Here is a 22408-nt window from a genome sequence, read left to right on the forward strand (position 1 = left end):
TATCAGCGATTGTGATGTCCGCTTTACTGGCTTTAAATAGCAATGGAGTAGAAATCCTTCACAATTGTGTGTTTTGAGAATGCTTCTCCATCTCTTACCAGTCTTACGGTATGCATGCCTGCGCTCTTGGCTGCGTTTAGCTCCTCCTCCACATCAGAAAGAAACAGCATCTGCTCTGGCTTTAAAGATACTGCCTTTGCTATTTTAAGGTAAGATTCAGAACTCTTTTTACTTCCTATCTTAGCATCAAAGTATCCCGAAAAAAGGTAAGTGATATCACCATAAGGTGTGTGGGAAAAGAGAAGCCTCTGCGCTTTTACGGAACCTGATGAGAACACATAAAGCTTTATGCCCTTTTGGTGCCACTCTTTGAGCTTTTGATATGCATCCTGGTATATGTGTCCTATCAACTCTCCTTTTCTGTATCCTTCCTCCCATATAAGCCCCTGAAGGTCTTTAAGTATTGGCTCTTTCCTATCTTCGTCTATCCATTGAGTTAAAAGCTCTGCTGTTTCTTCAATGCTTAACCTTTTTCCCACCTTTTTGAAAAGCTCCTCTAAGATGGCCTGCACTTCCCTGTCTTGAGTGTGATCTCTTAAAAAGTCTCTTAGCTTTCTCCTTGAGTACGGGAAAAGCACATCTTTTACGAAGGAAATAGAAGATGTTGTGCCTTCTATGTCGGTAAGTATTGCCGAAATCATAGCCATGAACTTACTATGCTGTCGTGGTCGGGAATTTTCTCGGATATATCACTACCTGTAAAGTTAGCTACCCATCCCTCTGGAATAGAAAAGAAGCGTATAGCTTTAAAAGAGGGATTTTTGCCCATGTCAAACCAGTGGGGTGTATTGGCAGGAACGCTTATAAAATCTCCCTTTTCACAAACAACGGCATAAACTTTATCCCTCAAATGAAGGTAAAAGGTACCCATTCCATCCACAAAGAAACGCACTTCAAAGTCAGAGTGGGTATGCTCCCTCAAAAACATGTTTCTAAGCTCGCTCTTTTTGGGATGGTCGGGTGTGATACTTGCCACATCCAAAGAAACAAATTTATAAAAACTTTTAATGCTTTCTATCTCTTTCTCGTAAGCTTTTAGGACATCTTCCTCAGAGGCATCTTCTGGTAGATTTTTTACCTGCCACCTTTGAAAGATTATGCACAGGTCTTCAAGAGTTTTAACTATGCTATCGTGATCCATTTCTACCTTTAAAACCTTTCCTTCCTCATCATAGAGGACAAGTAAGCTCATACCTGTTATTATATAACATTATGCATGTGGGGATCATAGGCTATGGTAATATGGGAAGCAGTTTTGCAAAAGGCTTTATGGAAAAAGTTCAGGTAGTTGTTTACGATATTGATAAAGACAAGATGCAAAAAGCATTAGAAGATGGTTTTGGAGTTGCCCAAAAGTTGGAGTTTTTATTAAAAGATGCACATCTCGTGCTTTTGGCAGTAAAGCCAAAGGATGCTAAAGGTGTGTTGGAAAGCTTGAGGGGAAAACTCAAAGATAGGGTGCTTGTGAGCATAGTGGCAGGCCTTAGTTTGAAGGAGATAGAGAGCATAGTTGGAGAGGGGAAGATAATAAGAGCTATGCCTAACCTTAATGTTGCAGTCCAGAGGGGGACAATTGCTTATACTTGTAATTCAGAGGTAAGCCATGAAGATGAGGAGGAGTTTATAAGAGTTTTTTCCTCCTGCGGTAGCCTATACAGAATAGGGGAGGATCTAATAGATGCCTTTACAGCTCTGGCAGGTTCTGGTCCAGCTTTTGTTTTTAAATTTCTCTCCGCCCTCATTTTGGCAGGCATAAGGGAAGGCTTTTCGTATGAGATGTCCAAGAGCATAGTGCTTGACACAGTAATAGGTAGTTGTGAAGTCCTAAAGAAGTTTGGTGGCCATCCGGAGGAGTGGATCACAAAAGTAGCCTCACCCGGGGGAACTACCATAGAAGGTATAAAGGTGCTTGAAGAGGGAGGTTTTTCTGGCATACTGATGGAATGCGTACACAGAGCATGGGAAAAAACAAAAAAGCTTCAGTAGGGTTTAGTTTCAAAATAGGGAGCATATGTGCTGGCATAATACCTTGGGAAGAAGGGAGCGATATTTTTACGCTTCAGCAGGTTCACTCTAAGGAAGTTTACGTGCTTACAGAATTTACTCCCAAGAGTCCAGAGGCTGATGCGGTAATCACTCAGTTAAGAGGTATAAAGGTGGGTGTAAAAACGGCAGATTGCGTACCTGTTGCCCTTTTGGGGCAAAAAACCGTTGGGGTTGTGCATGCAGGTTGGAGAGGTCTAAAAGCTGGGATAATTGAAGAAACCTTAAAGATATTTGAGCAGTTTGAACCTATCAATAGCCTGATAGCCTTTGTAGGTCCATCGGCAAAGGCGTGTTGCTATCAAGTAGGTGAAGACTTTAAAAAGAGCTTTATAGCCACTTATTACAGGAACGGCTCTCTTTTTCTGGATACTCAGGAAGAAGCCATCTTAAGACTAAAGAGGTGTGGGGTAAAGAAGCTTGTTAAACTAAATGTATGCACCATATGCCACACCAATTACCCCTCCCACAGAAGGGATAAAACTAAGGACAGGATCATCACCTACGCCTACATAGAACAGCACATATAAAAACTCCCAAAGTATTGTTTTTCAATACTCTGGTCGCCCGCCCATGCTGAAAGCGAGCTAACCTTACTCGCCTCAAAGGAGAGAAGTCCCTTACAAAGGACTTCTCAATTGGATTTCAAGCTATTGATTTACAAGGGTTAGATTTTTTTTAACATGATCTTTTTCATCTGAAGAAATTTTGGGAAGTGTAATATTTAACTTTATGGAAAAGCCCTTTTGCAAACACCAGCATGTATTTTACACGCCCAAGAGAAAAACTGAGGGTAGGATGCTCCTCGTATTTTTTCTGACACTTGTTTTTATGATAGTTGAGGTAGTGGCTGGCTACTCCTTTGGTTCTGTTGCGCTTCTTGCTGATGGTATCCACATGGGTACGCATGCGGTGGCTTTTGGTATAGCCTTCAGTGCCTATGTGCTGGCCAGAAGGTGGTCAAGGGATAAGAGCTTTTCCTTTGGCACCTGGAAGGTGGAAGTTCTCGGAGCTTATACCAGCGCAGTGGTGCTGGGAGTTATGGCTTTTTTAGTCCTTCAGGAAGCGCTGCTAAAACTCATAAAGAGAGAGGAAATAAGGTATGAGGAAGCCCTTTTTGTTGCCTTTGCAGGACTTGTGGTCAATCTTATAAGTGCGGTAATTTTGTCTGAAGGTGACCATCAGCACCACGACCTTAACTTAAGTGCAGCATACTTTCATGTTTTGGCTGATGCTCTGACTTCCTTTTTAGCTATTGGTGCCTTGCTGGGTGGAAAATACTTAAGCATGTGGTACTTGGACCCCCTTTCTGGTATGGTGGGCTTTTTTGTGATCATATCATGGTCTTACAGTCTCATAAAAGATACTTCCAAGATACTCCTTGACAGAGAGATGACCTCACCGATAGTGCAGGAACTTATAAAAAGGATAGAGAGCGATGGCGCAAGCAGAGTCCACGACATACACCTTTTGAGGGTTCATCACGATAAGTATGCCTGCATACTCGGTATAACTACCAGTAAAGAAAGATCCGTTGAGGATTACATCAAACGCATTGAAGAAGTTGACAACATAATCCACACCACCGTAGAGATAATATACTGTCCAGAGGAAGAGTTAACACACCAACAAAATTGTTAACAATTACACAAAAGAAAACCTATGCACTGCCATCAAAAGGTAATAAAATAAAGCACCAGCAGAGGGATGCCTTTGGTATGCTCTTTGCAAGTACATATGAAGGAGGTTGAGCATGAAAAAGGTGGAAGCCATCATCAAACCTTTTAAGTTGGACGAGGTCAAGGATGCCCTTGTGGAGATAGGTATAGGTGGTATGACGGTTACCGAAGTGAGGGGTTTTGGTCAGCAGAAGGGACACACAGAAATATACAGAGGCACCGAGTATGTAATTGACTTTCTACCCAAAGTCAAGATTGAGGTGGTGGTAAAGGACGAGGATGTGGAGAAGGTGGTGGAAGTTATTGCAAAAACTGCTCAAACGGGAAGAGTGGGGGACGGTAAGATTTTCGTAATACCTATAGAAGATGTGATAAGGATAAGGACGGGTGAAAGAGGTGAGCAGGCAATATAAAACTTCTATAAAGGAGGTAAACCATGCCCAAGTACTCGCCGGAAGAGGTGCTAAACCTCATTGAGCAGGAAGGGATCCAGTATGTGGATCTGCGGTTTTCTGACCTTTTTGGTCAGTGGCAACACCTTACCATACCTGCATACGAACTTTCTCTGGACACCTTTGAGAACGGAAGAGGTTTTGACGGCTCTTCCATAAGAGGTTGGCAGTCCATACACGAGTCAGACATGCTTGCCTTTCCTGATGCCTCTACAGCTTTTGTAGATCCTTTTATGGAGCCAAAAACCCTCGTGATGATATGTGATATATACGACCCTATAACCAGGGAGCGCTACGGCAGAGACACGCGCTACATAGCCCAGAAGGCAGAGCAGTATCTCAAGCAAACTGGCATAGGAGATACAGCTTACTACGGACCAGAGGCGGAGTTTTTTATGTTTGACTCTGTAGAGTTTGGCACATCTGCTAACTACGCCTTTTGGAAGGTAGACTCCGAAGAAGGCTGGTGGAACAGAGAGATAACCTCCTCTGGCTATAAGATACCCCACAAGAGGGGGTACTTCCCAGCACCACCCTTAGATAAAACTCACCACCTGAGGAGTGAGATGGTATCCATCATGTCTCAGCTGGGTATAGTGGTGGAGCTACACCACCACGAGGTGGCAACAGCAGGACAGGCAGAGATAGACATACGCTACGATTCTCTGGTAAATCAGGCTGACAAACTCTTTATATACAAGTATGTAGTTAGGATGGTTGCCAGCAAGTACGGCAAGTTTGCCACCTTCATGCCAAAGGTTTTACCCAACGACAACGGTTCTGGTATGCACACCCACTTCTCCATATGGAAGGAAGGGCAGAATCTTTTTGCAGGTTCAGAGTATGCTGGGGTCTCGGAACTCTGTCTTTATGCCATAGGTGGTATTCTCAAACACGGACCCGCTCTTACAGCCTTTACCAACCCAACTATAAACTCCTACCACAGGCTTGTACCCGGCTTTGAAGCGCCCGTAAGGCTTGCCTACTCTGCAAGGAACCGTTCCGCTGCCATAAGGATACCCATGTATTCCCAGTCTCCAAAGGCTAAAAGGATTGAAATACGCTTCCCAGACCCCACCTGCAACCCTTATCTGGCCTTTGCTGCCATCCTGATGGCTGCCATAGACGGCATAGAAAACCGCATACACCCCGGAGAGCCCTTTGACAAGGACATTTACTCCCTCCCACCCGAAGAGCTAAAGGACATACCTCAACTGCCCGGTTCTCTGGAAGACTCTCTCAAGGCTCTGGAAAAAGACTACGAGTTTCTACTCAAAGGTGGTGTCTTCACTGAAGATCTCATACAAACTTGGATAGACTCCAAGCGCAAAGAGATAGACGAGATAAGGTTCATACCCCATCCTAAGGAGTTTGAGCTTTACTTTGACATTTAAGTAAAAAAACCGCCCCGCCCCAATGGGTGGGGCAGAGGAGGAGATAAAATGCGTCGCGTAGCAGGTATTATACCACTACTTTTGGTCCACTTATCCTTTGCACAGGAGCAAGCTCCAAAGCTTGATACTGGAGATACAGCATGGATGCTCATATCTACAGCACTGGTGATGCTCATGACACTGCCCGGGCTTGCCCTTTTCTACGGAGGTATGGCAAAAAGAAAGGATACGCTAAACACCATAGCTATGTCCTTTGTAGCCTACTGCTTAGTATCTGTGATCTGGGTTCTTTACGGTTATAGCTTTGCCTTCAACACGGATATCTCTGGCGTAATAGGAAGCCCGTCAAAACTGCTACTTAACGGAGTTGGTGTAAAAAGCCTTCAGGGGACTGTGCCGGAGCTTATTTTTGTGGTCTTCCAACTTACATTTGCAGCTATAACTGTTGCCCTTGTGAGTGGTTCCTATGTGGAAAGATTAAAGTTTTCCACCTGGGTGCTTTTTAGCATCCTTTGGGTCAGCCTGGTATATGTACCCATAGCTCACTGGGTTTGGGGTGGAGGCTTTCTGGCAAAGTTAGGTGCTCTTGACTTTGCGGGTGGTACGGTGGTTCACATAAACGCTGGTATTGCAGGACTTGTGGGTGCCATACTTTTGGGGAGGCGAAAGGAGGCAACCCTCATTCCCAACAATCTGCCTATGGTGGTGCTTGGTGCAGGGCTTTTATGGTTTGGTTGGTTTGGTTTTAATGCAGGCTCTGCGGTTGCCTCCAATGGACTTGCGGCAGCAGCCTTTTTAAATACCAACACGGCAACTGCCATGGCTGCTCTTTCTTGGATGTTTACTGAATGGCTGCATGCCAAAAAGCCCACTCTTTTGGGTCTTGCTTCGGGTGCAGTTGCCGGTCTTGTTGCCATAACTCCAGCAGCAGGCTTTGTCAATGTAGTAGGTGCTATAGTTATAGGCATTCTTGCAGGCACAATTCCCTACTTTATGGTTGCAGTTGTCAAACACAAGCTTGGCTACGATGATGCTCTTGATGTTTTTGGCATACACGGTGCTGCTGGTATATTAGGCGCTTTACTTACAGGGATCTTTGCAGACCCTTCTATAAACGAAGCTGGTAAAGGGCTTTTATACGGCAACCCAGGACAGGTGATAGTCCAGCTTGTAGCTATAGGCACAACCATAGTTTACGATGCTATAGCCACTTTTGTCATACTTGTGGTCCTTAGGATACTTGTAGGTTTGAGGGTAAATGGCGAAGAGGAGGTGCAGGGACTTGACAAGTCCCAGCATGGCGAGAACGCTTACAACATAACTTAAGAAGGAGGCTTATCATGAAAAGATTGATGTTATTTACTCTTGGTGGTTGCGTGGGTCTCTCACCAGCTCTTGAGCTTAAGACAGACCTTTTTGGCAGCTTCAACATAGGTGGAGCATTGACGGGCTATGGTATTTACACCAATAACAGAGCAGGCACGGATAGAAAAACAAGGTATGACATAGGCTCTGCTCTTCTAAGCATATCCAAGCCTGCTGAACCTTTTGGCTTTACCCTCGTAGGCGGTGCCTACTCACTACCAGTGGTGGGCGTTGGCATCTCAAAAACACCTAATTATACAGACCTTTTTAGCGCGCTACCTATAGCTTACCTTGAATTTGCACCAGTTAAAGGACTTTCCTTGCAGGCGGGCAAGCTACCCACCATTATAGGCTACGAGTCTGCCTTTACCTACCAGAATAACTACATCCAAAGGGGGCTAATCTGGAACATGCAGCCGGTTATAAACAACGGCGTAAGACTGACTTACACCTCTGACCTTTTCTTTGTAAAGGTGGGTGTTAATGACGGTTTTTACACACTCAGCACCACACATCCCAAACCAGCCATTGAAGGAAGCCTTGGTATAACACCTATAAAGGACTTTTCCCTTTCCTTTAATCTCTTCTTGCCAGATAAGAGTGCAAGACCCAACAGCACATCCGCACCAGCCAACAAAAGGGAGTTTAACCTTGTAGCATCCTATACCTTGGGGAAGCTTTCTTTTGGAGCGGATGCCATGTATGTGGAGGCTCCAAAAGACAACACTGCCCAAGTTCCTCAGAAGGCAAAGGCAAGTGGTGGATGCCTCCACTTCTCTTACGACCTCAAACCCTTTAAGCTCTCGGGGAGGGTTGAGTATGTGAAAGACAATTCGGACGCTGGAGGTATAGACTTAGTAGGTCTAGGAGATGGCAACAAGGGGTGGAGCTTTACCCTGACACCAGCTTACAGTAAAGGACCTCTCTTTTTGAGAGGTGAGCTCTCTTATGTTAGCGCGGACAAACCCTTTACCAACAACGGAAAGAAAAACCAAACGCGCCTTGGGGTAGAGGTAGGCTTTATCTTTTAGGTCATGAGCTTGAGGGCAGTGCTTTTGGACATTGATGGCGTTTTATGTATAAGGGATGAAGTTATAGAGGGTGCACCTCAAGCTTTAAAGGAGCTTAAGAAAAAATATAGAATTGCTCTTGTTACAAACACTACGAGGGTGCCCTCCAAAACCATTTTTGAGAAGCTGAAGTTTTTGGGTTTTGACATACGGGAAAGTGAGCTTTTTACAGCTCTAAAAGTGACAAAGGGTTTTCTGCTTAAGAATAAGGCTGATGCTTATCTTCTTACCACCGATGAAGCGAAAGAGGAGTTTACTGGGCTTGAGAGCTATCCTCTAAAGTATGTGGTAGTTGCGGATGCGTACAGCAACTTTACTTACCAAAACTTAAACAAAGCCTTCAGGCTTCTCTTAGAAGGTGCGGAGTTGATAGCCGTAGCTCCCAATAAGTACTTTATGGACAAGGATGGAAAGCTTTCCCTTGATGCAGGACCCTTTATCAAAGCTCTTGAGTATGCAACTGAAAAAAATGCAATTGTGATAGGCAAGCCATCGCATGAGTTTTTTACTGTAGTACTTGAGTATTTAAAAGCCAGGCCTGAGGAGACCCTTATGGTAGGTGATGACATAGAGTTTGATGTATTAGGAGCGCAAAAGTTTGGAATGAGAGGATGTCTTGTAAAGACGGGAAAGTTTAGGGATAAAGACCTTGAAAGGGGTATAAAACCAGACCTTATTATACAGAGCATTAAAGAACTTCCTGAGGCATTGGAGGCAAAGTTATGAAAGCTCTTGCGATAAGACATGTAAAAATTGAGCATCTTGGTATGCTTGAAAGTGTGCTTAAAGAGCTTGGCTTTGAATTTGAGTATTTGGATACTGCAGAAGGACAAACATTAAAAAGACCCTTAGAAGACTATAACTTACTTATTGTACTTGGAGGGTACATGGGAGCATACGAGGAGAACATCTTTCCCTTTCTCTCTTACGAATATAGGATTATTGAGCGAGCCTTAAGTTTAGCCACCCCCATCTTAGGCATATGTCTGGGCGCACAGATGTTGGCAAAAGTACTTGGTGCAAGGGTTTACAGGGGAGAAAAGGGTAAAGAAATAGGCTGGTTGAAAGTGTATAAAAGGGCGCATCATCCTTTTTTTGAAGACTTTCCAGATGAGCTTACTGTTTTTCAATGGCACGGTGACACTTTTGAGCTTCCCAGGGGTGCGGTCAGAGTTTATTCGTCAGAAAAGTACGAGAATCAGGCTTTTGTTTACGAGAAGGCGGTGGGACTACAGTTCCACATAGAGGTAGATAAGGAGATGGTTCTTGAATGGGCAAAGCACTATCAGGACGAGCTAAAGCAGGAAGGTATAAGCTTTGAACATTTGGAAGGTTACAAAGGATCGGAAAACGTCATCCTTTTAAAGGAACTCATAGGTAAGCTCTGCCTATGTTGATGGAAAGCCCAAGAGGTATTATAATGAACTTAAGCTATGAGGATAAGGATTGCCCACAGTCCAGATTCAGACGATGCCTTTATGTTCTATCCGATGGTGTCTGGTGAGATAGACACTGAGGGATTTCAGATAGAGCATGTGCTTGCGGATATAGAGACCCTAAACAGGGAAGCTTTCAAGGGAACTTATGAAGTCTCTGCCATATCCTTTCATGCCTATCCTTATGTAGCTGACAAGTATCTGGTGCTTCCCAGTGGGGGAAGCGTAGGCGATGGATACGGTCCCATAGTAGTTTCCAAAAAACCGCTTGACACACTCAGAGGCAAAAGAGTAGCCATTCCGGGAAAGCTCACCACTGCTTATTTGGTGCTAAAGCTTTACGAGCCTGACTTTTGTGAAGAAGTGGTTCCCTTTGACCAAGTTATGGACAAGGTAGAAAGACAAGAGGCGGATGCTGGGCTTGTCATACATGAAGGTCAGATAAGTTATGCCGACAGGGGACTTTTGAAATTTGTGGACCTTGGTCAGTGGTGGAAGGAAAAGACTGGATTAGCCTTACCCTTAGGTTGTAATGTAGTAAGAAAAGACCTGGGAGAGGAAACCATCAGAAAGATAGAGAGGCTTATGAGAAGGAGTGTAGAGTATGCTCTTTCTAATGTGGACAAAGCTTTGGAGTATGCCAGAGATTACGCAAGGGACATAAAGGAAAGCCAAGAGAAAGCTTTCAAGTTTGTTAGCATGTATGTAAATAGCAGGACGGTAGATTACGGAGAGGATGGAAGGCAGGCGGTTAGACTTTTGCTGAGTCTTGGCAGAGAAAGGGGCATAATAAATGTGGATATACCAAGTACCATCTTTTCTGATGAAGTATAATAAATAGCAGTCCCCGTAGCTCAGAAGGATAGAGCGCGAGATTCCTAATCTCGAGGTCGGCGGTTCGACTCCGCCCGGGGACGCTTTAAAGGATGGAGATAGTTATACTGGAGGGAAGCCTGCTGGATGTAGAGGCGGATGTTATAGTAAACCCTGCCAACTCCTTGGGGATTATGGGGGGTGGTGTGGCAGGTGTGATAAAAAAAGCGGGTGGCAGTATCATAGAAAAGGAAGCTATGCTCAAAGCTCCCATAAGCGTGGGTTCTGCCATCTTTACATCTGCGGGAAGGCTCAAGTTCAAAGGTGTGATTCACGCGCCCACTATGGAGGAGCCTGTTATGGAAACCACAGAAGAGAAAGTCAGAAAAGCGGTAAGAGCAGCTCTTGAGCTTGCAGACAACATGGGCTTTAAGAGCATAGCCATACCCGGAATGGGGACAGGAATAGGAAGACTCCCTAAGGGGGTTGCAGCAAAGGCTATGATGGGCGAAATTGTGAACTTTATACCCATAAACCTTGAGAAGGTTGTGCTGGTGGACATAGATAGAGAGCTTGTAGAAAAGTGGAGAGAGCATGCCAGAAAGTAGCCTTCCTTCCGAAGAGAGATTTTTCTCCTTTGAGGATTCAGAAAAACTCAAGAACTCCTTTTTAGTAGCCTGTGAGGTGCTCAAAGATTACAGATTCGTCATACTTCCAACCGTAGAGAAGTACCAACCGGAGCTATACACTGACCAATACAAACCCTTTGTTATAGGAACCTGTCAGGATGGTAGCCTTTTGAACCTAAGAACCGATTGGACGGTAAGCCTTGCAAGGTTTTTATCCAGCATAAGGCATTTGGAGCTTCCAGTAAAAGTTTTTTACTGGGGCAATGTGTTTTCGCCGATGGGGGATACGGAAAAATTTCAGATGGGAATAGAGCATCTGGGCTTTAGCCATGTGAAAAGCGATGCACAGGTCATAGAAAAGCTTTGCGAGTACTTAAAGAAGTGTTCCGTTAATGACTTTGTGGTGAATTTAGGACATATGGGCATAGTAAATAGAATACTTGAAAAGTATCGGGAGCGAGAGAAAATAGTAAAAGCTCTCTTTGAGAAGAACTTTTCGGAGCTGGGAAAGTACCCTGAACTTGTTGACCTTCTTTACACACAAGGTGGTGGCGAAGTAATTGAAGAGTTTGTAAAAAGGCATCCCGAGTTTTCCAAGGAGTGTGAGGAGCTTCTTAAGGTATCTGAACATCTAAAAGATTTTTCCCTTACCTTTGATCTTTCTGAACTCAGACTCCAAAGCTATTACACGGGTATAGTGTTTGAGATATTTCATCCCAATTTGGGCTACCCCATAGCGGGGGGAGGAAGGTACGACAGGCTATACAGTATGTTTGGCAAGGACATACCAGCAGTAGGCGGTGCGGTCTACTTGGATAGGCTACTTGAACTCTAAGAGAGTCTCTCCTTTAACTCTTCTACCTTTGTGAGCTTTTCCCAAGAGAGGTCCTCTTTGCCAAAGTGTCCGTAGCAAGCGGTTTTTTTGTATATGGGTTTTCTAAGGTCAAGGAAATCTATGATCTTTTTGGGTCCTGTGGGAAAAACTTCAAGAAGGGCTGACTTTATTTTTTCCTTATCCACCTTCTCAGTTCCATAAGTTTCAATGTCAAAAGCTATAACTTCGCTTACTCCAAAGGCGTAAGCCATCTGAACCATACACCTACTGGCAAATCCGCAAGCCACTACATGCTTAGCCATCATCCTTGCCAGATAAGAAGCTGACCTGTCGGTTTTGGTGGGGTCCTTTCCGGAAAAGGCGCTTCCCCCTGAGTATGCCACATCTCCGTATGCATCCGATACTATCTTCCTTCCCGTCTGACCCACATCCGCAATAGGTCCTCCCATCACAAACCTCCCAGAGGGGTTTATCATTATCCTTGTGGCTTCTGAGATGAGCTTTTGTGGTAGCGTCTTCTTTAACACCTCTTCGTGTATGAACTCTCTGAGTTTGTCCAAAGATACATCCGGGTCGTGCTGAACAAACACCACCAGGTCTTTTACAAAGAGGGGCTTTTCATCTTCGTAGAGGATTGTCAAAAGCACTTTACCGTCGGGTCTTAAAAAGGGCGCTCTCCCGCTCTTTCTCATCTCAGAGATGCTCTTAGAAAGAAGATGAGCAAGACTTATGGGCAAAGGCATGTAGTTTTCCGTTTCTCTGCAAGCGTATCCTATCACAGTTGCTGTATCTCCAGCACCTTCGGAGGATATTCCCAGAGCTATTTCTGGACTCTGCTCCTCTATGGAAGTTATGACGGCAGATGTATCTGCATCAAAACCGTACTCAGGTTTGTTGTATCCCACCTCCTTTATGGTGTTTCTGACCACACCGGGTATGTCCACATAGCTTTCTGTAGATACATGACCAGATACGAAAGTCATACCAGAAACGAGGAGTATCTCAAGGGAGACTCTGCTGTAGGGGTCCTTTCTGATAAACTCATCAAGAAGGGCATCAGCAATAAGGTCTGCCAGCTTATCTGGATGACCTTCCATAGGTGATTCAGCCATCTTTATGTATCTTTTCATAGCCACTATTATATTTCACTCAGGCTTTATAATGTCAGCTTTCACGTAGTCTCTCAGGGCATGAGGCACTATAACAGAACCATCTTCCCTCTGGTAGTTTTCAAGTATGGCTGCGAGCGTCCTGCCTATGGCAAGAGCCGATCCGTTTAGAGTATGCACATATATGTTTCTACCTTTTTGGTCCTTGTATCTTGTCCCCATCCTCCTTGCCTGAAATTCCTCGCAGTTGGAACAAGAAGAGACTTCCCTATATCTGCTTTGAGATGGAAACCACACCTCTATGTCATAAGTTTTTGCCGAGGAAAAGCCCATATCACCAGTGCATAAAAGCACTACCCTGTATGGAAGCTCCAGAGCTCTCAGGATATCCTCCGCATCTGAGGTGAGCCCTTCTAATTCTCTATAAGAATCTTCTGGCTTTACAATTTTGACAAGTTCCACCTTGTTAAATTGATGCTGACGGATGATGCCTCTTATGTCCTTGCCATAAGCTCCTGCTTCCCTTCTGTAGCAAGGGGTATAAGATGTGAGGTATATGGGAAGCTGATCCTCTCTTAGTATTTCATCTCTGAATAGATTAGTGAGGGGGACCTCAGCGGTGGGTATAAGGTAAAGCTCATCTCTTTCGCACCTGTAGAGTTCTTCCTCAAACTTAGGTAGCTGTCCGGTGCCTTCCAAGACCTGTGGCTTTACCAAGTGCGGTGGCATTATCTCCACATATCCTTTCTTGGCGTGCATATCCAGCATGAAGTTTATCAGAGCCCTCTCTAACTTGGCTCCCATGCCCTTAAGAACTGTGAAGCGACTGCCAGATAATTTGGCACCTCTTTCAAAGTCAAGTATGCCAAGCTTTTCTCCTATCTCCCAGTGAGGCTTTGGCTCAAACCCAAACTCCTTTGGAATCCCCCATCTTCTTACTTCCACATTATCTTTTTCGTCCTCCCCAACAGGGACACTAGTATGAGGCAAGTTAGGTATGCGTAGCATAAGATTCTTATGGTCCCTTTCCACAATAGAGAGCTTGTGCTCCAACTCTTCTATACGCTCTTTTAGCTTTTTCATCTGCACTTCAAGCGCTGTGGTATCCGCACCTTGTTTTTTCATACTGCCTATCTCTTTGCTTATGCGGTTTCTCTCGCTTCTTAGCCCTTCCAACTCTCTGATTATGCTTCTTCTCTCTTCATCAAGGATCAGCACATCATCAACAAGGGGTGGGTACTCTTCACCTCTTGTTTTTAGTCTTTCTTTCACCCAATCGGGCTTTTTCCTTATTAGTTCTATGTCCAGCATGGTTTTATAATTTTAATGCAATGAAACCTATGCAAACTCCTTTCCTTGCAGTAGATGGCATAGTAAGACTTTGGAAGGAGGAAAAATTTAGGGGGATAGTGCTCATAGAGAGGCTTTACCCGCCCTATGGCTTTGCACTGCCGGGCGGTTTTGTGGAGGTGAGCGAGACGGTAGAGCAGGCAGTAATCAGGGAAGTAAAGGAAGAGACGGGGCTAAATGCCACCATAAGAAAACTCTTGGGTGTGTATTCTAACCCTAAGAGGGACCCAAGATTTCATGTGGTTTCTGTGGTGTTCGTTCTTGATGCAGAGGGAGAACCTTCTGCGGGTGATGATGCCAAAAAGGTGCACATCTTTAGACTGGAAGATGTGCCATTTGATAAGCTCGTCTTTGATCATGCAAAGATACTTGCGGACTTTATAAAATCCTAATATTATTATATAATTACGGAGGAGAAAGCATGTTTCAGGTGCCAGAAGTGTCTTACGAGGAAGCCAAGAGAATGCTCGAAGAGGATAGCAATGTGATACTTCTTGATGTGAGAACTCCTCAAGAGCATGCACAGCTGAGGATCCCAAACTCTAAGCTCATACCTTTGGATGAGCTAAGGTATGCTTACAAAGACCTTCCCAAGGATAAAAAGTACATAGTTTATTGCAGAAGTGGGGAAAGGAGCGCCTTCGCCACATACTTTTTAAGACACATGGGATACGAAGCTTACAACTTGGCAGGAGGCATTCTAATCTGGCCCTACGAAAAAGTTTCGGGAATAGATTAATATCTTTCTTATGCTTTACCTTCTTTTATTTTTCCTTGCACTCTCTTCGTGCGGTATAAAAGCAAACCCTAAACCTCTGCCAGAACCGTCGGTGGAGATAAGAAGGATAGGAGAAAGGCTATATGTCAGGTCTTTGCAGGGTGATGTGCAGGTGGAGGGTTTTGAGAAATTAGACGGATGGTTTGTCAAAGAAAGTAGACACGCCTTGTGTTTTCAGGTAAGAAGGATAGGTGGCAAAAGTGCCAAATTTTGTGCAGGAAAGCCTGTAGAATCCAAACCCACAGTGAAGCTAAAGGAAGACACCCAGAGTGTTTTAGTAATAGCCTCAGGCTTTCCCTCCTACAGGCTTTATGCTCTGTCGGAAGGCAGGCTCAATCTTCCACAAGTGGCTCAGTTCAAGGAGGAGTATCGTATAAATAAAGATTACTTTGAGAGGTGTTATGCCCTGACGGGCAGAGTAGACATTAGAGAGAGCGAGCCTTACACCTTCTGCGTAAGAGCTAAAGAAGCTCCTCCCTTAAAAGATGTGGAAAGGCTTGAGTATCAGGTGGTAGAAGGGAAAATCTACCTCTTTTGGTCTTATACACCCGATGAACTTTTTAAGGAATTTGTAATTTACAGGAACGGGAAGCAGGTGGGAAGCACCTCCTCATACATTTACGAAGATACGCTGCCCGAGAAAGAGACTACTTACACAGTAAAAGTAAGGAATAAACTGAATCTTGAGAGTGGTGGAGTGAGTATAACTTACAGTCCATAGTAAGAGGCTATGGCGGCGGATATAGCTAAAGTAATGTCTTCTGGATTTTTCTGGTCTTCTATCTCAAAGTCATAGGTGGGTAGTTTTTCTTCAAGGAATCTTATGCCAAAGTGCCCGCTTATAAAGTCTTCGTCCCTGACTATCTCCCTGTGAAGTGGTATGTTGGTGGGAACACCTCTTATGATGAACTCATCTATGGCTCTCTTTGCCCTGGCTATAACCCTGTCCCAAGTGAGAGCCCATACGCTGAGCTTGGCTATCATAGAATCGTAATAAGGTGGGATGACAAAATCTTTGTAAACACCCGCATCCATCCTCACCCCCGGACCACCAGGAGAATAATAAGCCGTAATTTTGCCCGGTGCGGGTGCAAAGTTCCTCTTGGGGTCTTCCGCGTTTATCCTAAACTCAATAGCGTATCCCCTAAAGGTTATATCACTTTGAGTAAAGGGCAGAGCCTCCCCCGCTGCTACCCTGATCATCTGCTCCACTATGTCAACACCCGAGACCATCTCCGTTATGGTATGTTCCACCTGAAGCCTTGTGTTCATCTCTATAAAATAAAACTCCCCTTTCTTTATATCCACCAGAAATTCAAGCGTGCCTGCACTTTCGTATCCTACCTGCATCATGGCACGCACACTCAGTCCCAGCATCTTATTTCTCATCTCCTTTGGCAAAACTGGACAAGGTGTAACTTCAAGCACCTTCTGGTGTTTTCTCTGTATGGAACAGTCCCTTTCTCCCAAGTGGACCACATTTCCGTACTTGTCTCCAAGTATCTGTACCTCTATGTGCTTAGGATTTTCCAAGTACTTCTCTATAAATAAGTCTCCCTTCCCAAAGAAGGTCTCAGCCTCCCTGTAGCCAGATTCAAAAAGTTGTGGAAGTTCCTTCTCACTCTTTACTACCCTCATACCCCTGCCACCACCACCATAGGCGGACTTTAGTATTATGGGAAAGCCTATCTCTTTTGCATAGTGGAGTGCATCGGTAGGATCTTTGAGTGGCTCTTCAACCCCTGGGACGGTGGGAATACCCAGCTTCTTCATCATCTTCTTAGCTTTAACCTTATCTCCAAACATCTCTATATGTTCTGGTTTCGGACCTATAAAGGTTATACCTCTTTTTTGACAGAATCTTGCAAATTCGGCATTCTCAGCAAGAAAACCATAACCCGGATGCACCGCATCAGCACCAACCGACTTGGCAAGGTCCACGATCCTCACATAGTCCAGATAAGCCCATACAGGATCCCCAGGTATTAGATAAGACTCGTCAGCCTTTTTAACATACAAAGATCGTGCATCCGCCTCAGAGTATATGGCAACCGTCCTAATACCTAACTCCTTGCATGCCCTTATGATCCTGAGAGCTACCTCACCTCTGTTTGCTATCAAAATCTTCCTAAACATCATTAAATATTTTAGCTTCTGAAAAGAACCAATGGTGGAAGATCAGAATTGTTTGTCTTTTTAAAAATTAAGTATATATTTACTTAAAAACCCGATGGAGGAGAAAGATGGTGATAAAAAGGGCGGATCTGCCACAGGTAGCCAACTCCATTATGAATGCCCTTCATGAGGATGAGATAGAGATCATCAACGAGCTTTATGAGGCTTGTCAGAAAGGCAATATGGAGAGAATAGATGAGCTTATGGAGCTTTTGCTCTATGACATAGAAGAACACTTTTTAACGGAAGAGGAGCTTATGAGAGAAGCGGAGTTTTTTGCATATCCTATGCACAAGGCGGAACATGATGGCATGAGAAAGGAGGTAAAGGCTCTTATGGAGAGCTGGAAGAAAAACAGGGAAGCTCAAGAGATTTCCAACTTTATAAAGGACAGACTTGTCCCCTGGCTAATACTTCATATTGCCAGATGGGACTCTACCACTGCCATACATCTCGGTGATTGAGGTGTTTTATAATAAGTGTATGAATTTGGTAAGACTGCAGCTCATATATCCTGAGGAGAAGGTAAAAGAGCCTATCCTGTGCATGGTGTGTAAGAACTTTGATGTTAGCGTCAACATCAGAACCGCAAAGGTCACTAAAGATACAGGTATGCTCACAGTTGAGTTGGATGGGGAGGCTGAAGAGATAGAAAGAGCAATAAAGTTCATACAAGAGCAGGGAATTATGGTAGAGCCTCTGGAAGGACAGATATTTTCCGAATGAGGATATCACAGGTAGGAGAGTTTGGACTCATCCAGATACTAAAAGGCATCCTATCCTCACCAGTAATAGGCGATGATACCGCACCCGTGCATTTAAATGACAAAACCCTGCTTCTTACAACAGATAGCATGCTGGAAGACAGACACTTTAAAAGGTTCTATCCACCACAAGCCGTTGGCTGGAAAGCTATAAGTGTGAATGTGAGCGATGTGGTTGCCAGCGGTGGAAACCCTCTCTGGGTCCTCATATCCTTAGCCCTTCCTGACCTGGAAGTTTCCTATGTGGAATCCCTTTACGAAGGCATAAAGACTGCGTGCGACTTTTACAACTGTCATGTGGTGGGTGGAAATCTTACTAAGTCCGACAGGATAATGATAGATGTATTTATGATAGGCAAAGCGGAAAGGTTTGTATCAAGGTCTGGTGCAAAACCTGGAGATAAACTTTATGTGAGTGGCACTTTGGGAGACTCAAAGGCAGGGCTTGAGCTTCTGCTTATGGAGAGAAGACAATACGAAGAGTTTGAATTAAAACTCATAGAGAGACACACAAGACCTACCGCAAGGATAGATTACACAAGACACATAAGCAAGTATGCCAACGCCTGCATAGATATAAGCGACGGGCTATCTTCTGATGTGTGGCATATATCTCGCATGAGTAATGTGAAGATAAACATAAATAGCAAGGACATACCCATCTCTCAGGAGCTAAGACTCTTTTGCAATAAGCACGGCAAAGATCCCTTAGATTATGCTCTATCAGGAGGTGAAGACTATCAACTTCTCTTTACGCATCCAGAAGATAGGTATAACCCCTTTCTTGACATGAGGAGTATAGGAAGCGTTGAGGAAGGGTATGGAGTATACCTTGACGGGAGAGAGCTTTCACCTTCTGGCTTTGATCACTTTAAATTGGCTTAAAATTCTCTTATGGCTAAGCAAGATGGAAAGCACATTATAGCTATAAACAAAGAGGCAAGGGCAGAGTATGAACTGCTAGAAACTTACGAGGCGGGAATAGTGTTGGAGGGTTCTGAGGTAAAAGCCTTAAGGAGTAAGCAGACGGTCTCCTTTAAAGACAGCTTTGTGAGGATAGAAAACGGAGAAGCTTGGCTATACAACCTTTATATATCACCGTATAGATATGCCACCATAAAACCCCCCGACCCCACGAGGAAGAGAAAACTCTTACTTCACAAGAGGGAGATCCTAAGGCTCATGGGAAAGGTTCAAGAGAGAGGATACACCATTATACCACTCTCCCTTTACTTTAAAAACAACAGGGTAAAGGTGGAGATAGCCCTTGCCAGAGGCAAAAAGCTGCACGACAGAAGAGAGGAACTGAGGGAGAGGGATATGAGAAGGCAGTTGGAGAGGGAGATAAAAGAAGGCAAGCTAAAACTCTGACCTTAATCAATGCTGTGCATGCCCTTTGCAAAGTAAAATTAAGGGAGTAAAAACCCAAGGAGGCAAAAATGTGGAGAGTTGTATATACAGGTCAAAGACCCCATTACGAAAACATAGCTCTGGATAGGATCATGCTTGATTTAAAGGCTGAGGGAAAAATTCCCAACACCATAAGGTTTTTGCAGTTCAAGCCTGAATGTGTGCTTATAGGCTTTCACCAATCGGTGGAGGAAGAGGTGAGAGTTGATTATACTCAGAGAGAAGGCATACAGGTAGGTAGAAGGATAACAGGCGGGGGTGCTATATACTTTGACGAGACGCAGATAGGCTGGGAGGTGATAGCAGACATAAGAGATGTTGATGCTAAAAATTTTGAGGAGCTTACCGCTATGATATGCAGAGCTGTAGCAAAAGGTCTCAGAAAGCTGGGAATAAAGGCGGACTTTAGACCAAGAAATGATATAGAGGTAGAGGGGCGGAAGATATCAGGTACAGGGGGCGTGTTTGAGGGCAATGCCTTTTTGTATCAGGGTACCATACTTATGGACTTTAATGTGGAAAGGATGTTAAAGTCCCTTCAGATACCTGTTGAAAAACTGACTTCCAAGGGTATAAAGTCTGCGGAGGACAGAGTAGAGTGGGTAAAGAGGGTTTTAGGCTATTTACCACCAAAAGAGGAAGTTTTTGAAGCTCTGCTCAGAGGCATTTCTGAAGAGCTGGGCATAAACTATCAGTGGGGGAACCTCACTGAGGAGGAGCTTGAGCTTCTTGATAGCAAGAGAGATTACTATAAGAGCGACGAATGGATATATCATGTAAAGAGTGCAGTAAAAGACCAGGATACGCTTTTTGGCATACACAGATGCCCCGGTGGTACCTTCAGAGTGTCGGCAAAGATAGATACCAGAACTAAAGTTTTACAGCAGGTCATTATAAACGGCGACTTCTTTGTAAAGCCTCAGAGGATCATTTACGACCTGGAAGCCTATCTAAAGCACACACCCATTGATAATTTGGAAAGCAGAATAAGGGAGTTCTTCAAAGACAGGGATTGGGAAGGGCTAAACCTGAGCGCAGAAGACTTTGTTGACGCTATTCTATTCCCCCTTAGGAAAGCGGAGGGCTTACAGCTGGGTATTGAAAAAAAAAGGCTCAATAACATAATAGCCAGCATAGGGGGCGGGCTGATAGAGAACATTGAGAAAGCTAAGGTTATGCTCCTTCCTTACTGTGCCAAGCCAAGATGGTGCGATTACAGACATCTTGATGACTGCGGTGAGTGCGGGGGATGCACCGTTGGAGATGCTTACAGGCTTGCCTACCAGAAGGGCATGATACCCATAACCATAACCTCCTTTGAGCTTCTTCGGGACACACTCCTATGGTGTGCGCAAAACGGTTATACATATATAGGACACTGCTGTTATGAGTTTTATGAGAAGCGATACGAAATATTTGCAAAAGCATCTAAGGAAGGTGCAAAAGGTGTACTTTTGGACATAGTGGGAACCACATGCTACAGTTTGGGAGTGGAAGAGGAAGAGAGGGCTTATCATGGTGAGTTTACTGTTGAGTTGGACCTTATAAAGGAAGACATGCAGAGCATTATGTCCGCAAAACCGGATGTAGAAGCTCCAGACAAGAAAGAGGTCAAAAGAGACTTTGACTTTTCTCCTCACTTTTTGGACTTTAAACCCCCCTATTACAAAAAGCCAAAGGCTGCACCTACCCCTGAGGAGGACATGACAAGAACATCTATGCAAAAGGAAGTTTTTAAGGGAGAAGCTACCATAGGAGAGGAGGCTGTCTCTTTCAAGGAGGCGGTAAAACTTCTGGTAAAGTGGATAAAAGAGTCCAAAAACCCCACCCTGGTGATAGGTCCTTTGCTCTTCTGGGATTGGAAGGAAAAGGAGCTTTTGGAAAAGGGAGAGGTGCTAAGAAGGCTAATAGAAAAGGTGGGAAGGTTTAATGTAAAAGTCATGCCAGATTACAGACCCAAGCTCAAAAAGTACGACCCCACCGTAGAGATGGACCCACCCAATCCACACCACGCCGTCCTCTATGGGAAACACGACCTTACCCTTCTGGTGGGAGTGCATTGCTATAGGACTGACTTTGTGATAAGACTGCTCAAAAAACACACAGACACCAAGGTGGTAGCCCTTTGTGGACTCTATGGCCACCCTACAGCTGACCTTTCAACCAGCTTCACGGATGCGCAAAAACTTGAGGAAATTCTAAAAATGCTCTAATATGTAGCATAAAAAACTTCCTGCCAGAGGCAGCGTCAGGTTGTCATCCACCTTAAGAGGTAAAAGCTCTATCAGCGCACCAAAGAGCGACAGAATGATAGCTCTTCCCCACCCTAAAATAAAGTAAAGCACCAAAAAACTGCTTAAAAAGAAAGCCAAAAAGCCCTCCAAACTCTTGTCAAAGAGCTTGGTTCTTCCCAAGTGATAACCCACAAGGCTTGCAAAGGCATCACCTACTGCAAGAAGGATCACGCCAATGGTGGCACAGTCTCCACCAAACATCAAAAAGCTGAGCATTATACCCAAGTTCGCCCAGAGAGCCTGTATGGAAGGTTTTTCCAAATTTTTTTCCCTTTCCAGGTAAAGGATACATCTGTAAACTACACCTAAGGAGTCTTGTCCCACCTTTTTTACCACCAGGATGTTTAAAAAAATCACCACAAGAAAGGTAAAAAAAGTGAGGAAAGGTGGGAAGAGTTTTAGGGGTACTATCCACAGGCTTATAGCTATTAGGTGAAATAACTTCCTTCTTACCTCCAGACTCAGCATTTAACTACGCTGTCTGTTGAACCGTAAGGGTTAGGGACATAATCATCCGCATTGGGGTCGTTCTCCCACAGGCTACCATCTATGAGGTACTTGAATCTGTATTCTCTGCCTTTTTTTAACCTCTTTACTATCCAAAAGCTACCATCCTTTTTCCTCTTCATCATCTCGGGCATCCAGCCATTCCATTCTCCCACCAGCTGCACCTGCTTAGCTTTTTCAAATTGAGCGGTGAAAGTAACCACGCAAACTCCCTGTTTCTCAAGGTACGTTTTCTTAATCATAGC

27 protein-coding genes and 1 tRNA gene are annotated in these 22408 nt (G+C 44.3%); 21 read left to right on the forward strand and 7 right to left on the reverse strand.

Going from position 1 to position 22408, the window contains the following annotated elements; translation table 11 throughout:
• Positions 1 to 32 precede the first annotated feature (32 nt).
• Positions 33 to 701: an acireductone synthase gene (gene mtnC / locus HTH_RS07950; protein WP_012964207.1), complete on the reverse strand. Its 669-nt coding sequence runs from the start codon at positions 699 to 701 to the stop codon at positions 33 to 35.
• Complete coding sequence (locus HTH_RS07955) at positions 698 to 1252, reverse strand: 1,2-dihydroxy-3-keto-5-methylthiopentene dioxygenase (protein ID WP_012964208.1); 555 nt, start codon at positions 1250 to 1252, stop codon at positions 698 to 700. Before HTH_RS07955 ends, mtnC begins: the two co-directional genes overlap by 4 nt.
• Before the next feature lie 20 nt (positions 1253 to 1272).
• Between HTH_RS07955 and proC the strand changes: the two genes are divergently transcribed.
• The 13 genes from proC to HTH_RS08020 all read left to right on the forward strand — a co-directional run bounded on the left by proC (position 1273) and on the right by HTH_RS08020 (position 11776).
• Entirely contained in the window at positions 1273 to 2046 is a 774-nt protein-coding gene (gene proC, locus HTH_RS07960; protein ID WP_012964209.1) for a pyrroline-5-carboxylate reductase, read from the forward strand.
• Positions 2004 to 2633 (forward strand): peptidoglycan editing factor PgeF, encoded by a 630-nt coding sequence (gene pgeF, locus HTH_RS07965; RefSeq protein WP_232500424.1) that lies wholly within the window; start codon positions 2004 to 2006, stop codon positions 2631 to 2633. The genes proC and pgeF overlap by 43 nt, the downstream gene beginning before the upstream one ends.
• Positions 2634 to 2835: 202 nt before the next feature.
• Positions 2836 to 3744 (forward strand): cation diffusion facilitator family transporter, encoded by a 909-nt coding sequence (locus HTH_RS07970; protein WP_012964211.1) that lies wholly within the window; start codon positions 2836 to 2838, stop codon positions 3742 to 3744.
• A 112-nt stretch (positions 3745 to 3856) separates the two neighbouring features.
• Positions 3857 to 4195 carry a P-II family nitrogen regulator gene (locus HTH_RS07975; protein ID WP_012964212.1) on the forward strand — a complete coding sequence of 113 codons (339 nt, stop codon included), beginning with the start codon at positions 3857 to 3859 and terminating at the stop codon, positions 4193 to 4195.
• 23 nt (positions 4196 to 4218) lie between these two features.
• Entirely contained in the window at positions 4219 to 5628 is a 1410-nt protein-coding gene (gene glnA / locus HTH_RS07980; RefSeq protein WP_012964213.1) for a type I glutamate--ammonia ligase, read from the forward strand.
• A 48-nt stretch (positions 5629 to 5676) separates the two neighbouring features.
• Positions 5677 to 6954: an ammonium transporter gene (locus HTH_RS07985; RefSeq protein ID WP_012964214.1), complete on the forward strand. Its 1278-nt coding sequence runs from the start codon at positions 5677 to 5679 to the stop codon at positions 6952 to 6954.
• Between the two features lie 14 nt (positions 6955 to 6968).
• A complete protein-coding gene (locus tag HTH_RS07990; protein WP_012964215.1) occupies positions 6969 to 8024 on the forward strand; it encodes a porin in 1056 nt (351 codons plus the stop codon).
• Positions 8025 to 8027: 3 nt separating this feature from the next.
• Complete coding sequence (locus HTH_RS07995; RefSeq protein WP_012964216.1) at positions 8028 to 8789, forward strand: TIGR01458 family HAD-type hydrolase; 762 nt, start codon at positions 8028 to 8030, stop codon at positions 8787 to 8789.
• Entirely contained in the window at positions 8786 to 9460 is a 675-nt protein-coding gene (locus HTH_RS08000) for a GMP synthase (protein ID WP_012964217.1), read from the forward strand. Before HTH_RS07995 ends, HTH_RS08000 begins: the two co-directional genes overlap by 4 nt.
• A gap of 36 nt (positions 9461 to 9496) precedes the next feature.
• Positions 9497 to 10333 (forward strand): menaquinone biosynthesis family protein, encoded by an 837-nt coding sequence (locus HTH_RS08005; protein WP_012964218.1) that lies wholly within the window; start codon positions 9497 to 9499, stop codon positions 10331 to 10333.
• 9 nt (positions 10334 to 10342) lie between these two features.
• A tRNA-Arg gene (locus tag HTH_RS08010) sits at positions 10343 to 10416 on the forward strand.
• Between the two features lie 9 nt (positions 10417 to 10425).
• Complete coding sequence (locus tag HTH_RS08015) at positions 10426 to 10920, forward strand: ADP-ribose-binding protein (protein WP_012964219.1); 495 nt, start codon at positions 10426 to 10428, stop codon at positions 10918 to 10920.
• Entirely contained in the window at positions 10907 to 11776 is an 870-nt protein-coding gene (locus HTH_RS08020; RefSeq protein WP_012964220.1) for an ATP phosphoribosyltransferase regulatory subunit, read from the forward strand. The genes HTH_RS08015 and HTH_RS08020 overlap by 14 nt, the downstream gene beginning before the upstream one ends.
• On the opposite strand, the gene metK is transcribed toward HTH_RS08020, so the two are convergent.
• Together metK and serS are read right to left on the reverse strand one after the other, a co-directional pair.
• Positions 11773 to 12906, reverse strand: coding sequence for a methionine adenosyltransferase (metK, locus tag HTH_RS08025; protein WP_012964221.1), 1134 nt, complete (start codon positions 12904 to 12906; stop codon positions 11773 to 11775). The genes HTH_RS08020 and metK overlap by 4 nt on opposite strands.
• A gap of 15 nt (positions 12907 to 12921) precedes the next feature.
• Positions 12922 to 14196, reverse strand: coding sequence for a serine--tRNA ligase (gene serS, locus HTH_RS08030; RefSeq protein WP_012964222.1), 1275 nt, complete (start codon positions 14194 to 14196; stop codon positions 12922 to 12924).
• A 20-nt stretch (positions 14197 to 14216) separates the two neighbouring features.
• Here serS and HTH_RS08035 point away from each other — a divergent pair, with 20 nt between their 5' ends.
• Genes HTH_RS08035 through HTH_RS08045 form a run of 3 tightly spaced genes read left to right on the forward strand, consistent with a single transcriptional unit; the run spans position 14217 to position 15734 of the window.
• Positions 14217 to 14627, forward strand: a complete 411-nt coding sequence (locus tag HTH_RS08035; protein ID WP_012964223.1) for an NUDIX domain-containing protein — start codon at positions 14217 to 14219, stop codon at positions 14625 to 14627.
• A 29-nt stretch (positions 14628 to 14656) separates the two neighbouring features.
• Positions 14657 to 14974 (forward strand): rhodanese-like domain-containing protein, encoded by a 318-nt coding sequence (locus HTH_RS08040; protein WP_012964224.1) that lies wholly within the window; start codon positions 14657 to 14659, stop codon positions 14972 to 14974.
• 10 nt (positions 14975 to 14984) lie between these two features.
• A complete protein-coding gene (locus HTH_RS08045; RefSeq protein WP_012964225.1) occupies positions 14985 to 15734 on the forward strand; it encodes a hypothetical protein in 750 nt (249 codons plus the stop codon).
• Here the strand turns inward: HTH_RS08045 and HTH_RS08050 are convergent.
• Positions 15722 to 17149: an acetyl-CoA carboxylase biotin carboxylase subunit gene (locus HTH_RS08050; protein WP_012964226.1), complete on the reverse strand. Its 1428-nt coding sequence runs from the start codon at positions 17147 to 17149 to the stop codon at positions 15722 to 15724. The two genes, HTH_RS08045 and HTH_RS08050, sit on opposite strands and share 13 nt — an antisense overlap.
• Before the next feature lie 107 nt (positions 17150 to 17256).
• On the opposite strand from HTH_RS08050, the gene HTH_RS08055 reads away from it, so the two are divergent.
• The 5 genes from HTH_RS08055 (at position 17257) to HTH_RS08075 (ending at position 21575) form a co-directional block, all read left to right on the forward strand.
• A complete protein-coding gene (locus tag HTH_RS08055; RefSeq protein ID WP_012964227.1) occupies positions 17257 to 17652 on the forward strand; it encodes a bacteriohemerythrin in 396 nt (131 codons plus the stop codon).
• 19 nt (positions 17653 to 17671) lie between these two features.
• Positions 17672 to 17914 carry an NIL domain-containing protein gene (locus tag HTH_RS08060; protein ID WP_012964228.1) on the forward strand — a complete coding sequence of 81 codons (243 nt, stop codon included), beginning with the start codon at positions 17672 to 17674 and terminating at the stop codon, positions 17912 to 17914.
• Positions 17911 to 18837, forward strand: coding sequence for a thiamine-phosphate kinase (thiL, locus tag HTH_RS08065; protein WP_012964229.1), 927 nt, complete (start codon positions 17911 to 17913; stop codon positions 18835 to 18837). The genes HTH_RS08060 and thiL overlap by 4 nt, the downstream gene beginning before the upstream one ends.
• A gap of 9 nt (positions 18838 to 18846) precedes the next feature.
• A complete protein-coding gene (smpB, locus tag HTH_RS08070) occupies positions 18847 to 19323 on the forward strand; it encodes an SsrA-binding protein SmpB (protein WP_012964230.1) in 477 nt (158 codons plus the stop codon).
• 68 nt (positions 19324 to 19391) lie between these two features.
• On the forward strand, positions 19392 to 21575 hold the full coding sequence (locus HTH_RS08075) for a lipoyl protein ligase domain-containing protein (protein WP_012964231.1): 2184 nt from the start codon (positions 19392 to 19394) through the stop codon (positions 21573 to 21575).
• On the opposite strand, the gene HTH_RS08080 is transcribed toward HTH_RS08075, so the two are convergent.
• Positions 21561 to 22124, reverse strand: coding sequence for a diacylglycerol/polyprenol kinase family protein (locus HTH_RS08080; RefSeq protein WP_012964232.1), 564 nt, complete (start codon positions 22122 to 22124; stop codon positions 21561 to 21563). The genes HTH_RS08075 and HTH_RS08080 overlap by 15 nt on opposite strands.
• Positions 22118 to 22405 (reverse strand): isoamylase early set domain-containing protein, encoded by a 288-nt coding sequence (locus HTH_RS08085; protein ID WP_012964233.1) that lies wholly within the window; start codon positions 22403 to 22405, stop codon positions 22118 to 22120. Before HTH_RS08085 ends, HTH_RS08080 begins: the two co-directional genes overlap by 7 nt.
• Between the last annotated feature and the right edge of the window lie 3 nt (positions 22406 to 22408).

Origin of the sequence: Hydrogenobacter thermophilus TK-6, from assembly GCF_000010785.1 — a bacterium.
In the GTDB taxonomy this organism is placed as follows: Bacteria; Aquificota; Aquificia; order Aquificales; family Aquificaceae; genus Hydrogenobacter; species Hydrogenobacter thermophilus.

Bases quoted from the DNA above. Each gene is read 5' to 3' on its own strand.
- glnA (WP_012964213.1), top strand. From the start codon at position 4,219: ATGCCCAAGTACTCGCCGGAAGAGGTGCTAAACCTCATTGAGCAGGAA.
- HTH_RS08035 (WP_012964223.1), top strand. From the start codon at position 14,217: ATGAAACCTATGCAAACTCCTTTCCTTGCAGTAGATGGCATAGTAAGA.
- HTH_RS08085 (WP_012964233.1), bottom strand. From the start codon at position 22,405: ATGATTAAGAAAACGTACCTTGAGAAACAGGGAGTTTGCGTGGTTACT.
- HTH_RS07995 (WP_012964216.1), top strand. From the start codon at position 8,028: ATGAGCTTGAGGGCAGTGCTTTTGGACATTGATGGCGTTTTATGTATA.
- HTH_RS08000 (WP_012964217.1), top strand. From the start codon at position 8,786: ATGAAAGCTCTTGCGATAAGACATGTAAAAATTGAGCATCTTGGTATG.
- HTH_RS08015 (WP_012964219.1), top strand. From the start codon at position 10,426: ATGGAGATAGTTATACTGGAGGGAAGCCTGCTGGATGTAGAGGCGGAT.
- HTH_RS08050 (WP_012964226.1), bottom strand. From the start codon at position 17,149: ATGTTTAGGAAGATTTTGATAGCAAACAGAGGTGAGGTAGCTCTCAGG.
- HTH_RS08005 (WP_012964218.1), top strand. From the start codon at position 9,497: ATGAGGATAAGGATTGCCCACAGTCCAGATTCAGACGATGCCTTTATG.
- pgeF (WP_232500424.1), top strand. From the start codon at position 2,004: ATGCGTACACAGAGCATGGGAAAAAACAAAAAAGCTTCAGTAGGGTTT.
- HTH_RS08060 (WP_012964228.1), top strand. From the start codon at position 17,672: ATGAATTTGGTAAGACTGCAGCTCATATATCCTGAGGAGAAGGTAAAA.
- HTH_RS08040 (WP_012964224.1), top strand. From the start codon at position 14,657: ATGTTTCAGGTGCCAGAAGTGTCTTACGAGGAAGCCAAGAGAATGCTC.
- thiL (WP_012964229.1), top strand. From the start codon at position 17,911: ATGAGGATATCACAGGTAGGAGAGTTTGGACTCATCCAGATACTAAAA.
- HTH_RS08075 (WP_012964231.1), top strand. From the start codon at position 19,392: ATGTGGAGAGTTGTATATACAGGTCAAAGACCCCATTACGAAAACATA.
- proC (WP_012964209.1), top strand. From the start codon at position 1,273: ATGCATGTGGGGATCATAGGCTATGGTAATATGGGAAGCAGTTTTGCA.
- metK (WP_012964221.1), bottom strand. From the start codon at position 12,906: ATGAAAAGATACATAAAGATGGCTGAATCACCTATGGAAGGTCATCCA.
- smpB (WP_012964230.1), top strand. From the start codon at position 18,847: ATGGCTAAGCAAGATGGAAAGCACATTATAGCTATAAACAAAGAGGCA.
- HTH_RS07955 (WP_012964208.1), bottom strand. From the start codon at position 1,252: ATGAGCTTACTTGTCCTCTATGATGAGGAAGGAAAGGTTTTAAAGGTA.
- HTH_RS07985 (WP_012964214.1), top strand. From the start codon at position 5,677: ATGCGTCGCGTAGCAGGTATTATACCACTACTTTTGGTCCACTTATCC.
- HTH_RS08055 (WP_012964227.1), top strand. From the start codon at position 17,257: ATGGTGATAAAAAGGGCGGATCTGCCACAGGTAGCCAACTCCATTATG.
- HTH_RS08045 (WP_012964225.1), top strand. From the start codon at position 14,985: ATGCTTTACCTTCTTTTATTTTTCCTTGCACTCTCTTCGTGCGGTATA.
- HTH_RS07970 (WP_012964211.1), top strand. From the start codon at position 2,836: ATGGAAAAGCCCTTTTGCAAACACCAGCATGTATTTTACACGCCCAAG.
- HTH_RS07990 (WP_012964215.1), top strand. From the start codon at position 6,969: ATGAAAAGATTGATGTTATTTACTCTTGGTGGTTGCGTGGGTCTCTCA.
- HTH_RS08080 (WP_012964232.1), bottom strand. From the start codon at position 22,124: ATGCTGAGTCTGGAGGTAAGAAGGAAGTTATTTCACCTAATAGCTATA.
- serS (WP_012964222.1), bottom strand. From the start codon at position 14,196: ATGCTGGACATAGAACTAATAAGGAAAAAGCCCGATTGGGTGAAAGAA.
- HTH_RS07975 (WP_012964212.1), top strand. From the start codon at position 3,857: ATGAAAAAGGTGGAAGCCATCATCAAACCTTTTAAGTTGGACGAGGTC.
- HTH_RS08020 (WP_012964220.1), top strand. From the start codon at position 10,907: ATGCCAGAAAGTAGCCTTCCTTCCGAAGAGAGATTTTTCTCCTTTGAG.
- mtnC (WP_012964207.1), bottom strand. From the start codon at position 701: ATGATTTCGGCAATACTTACCGACATAGAAGGCACAACATCTTCTATT.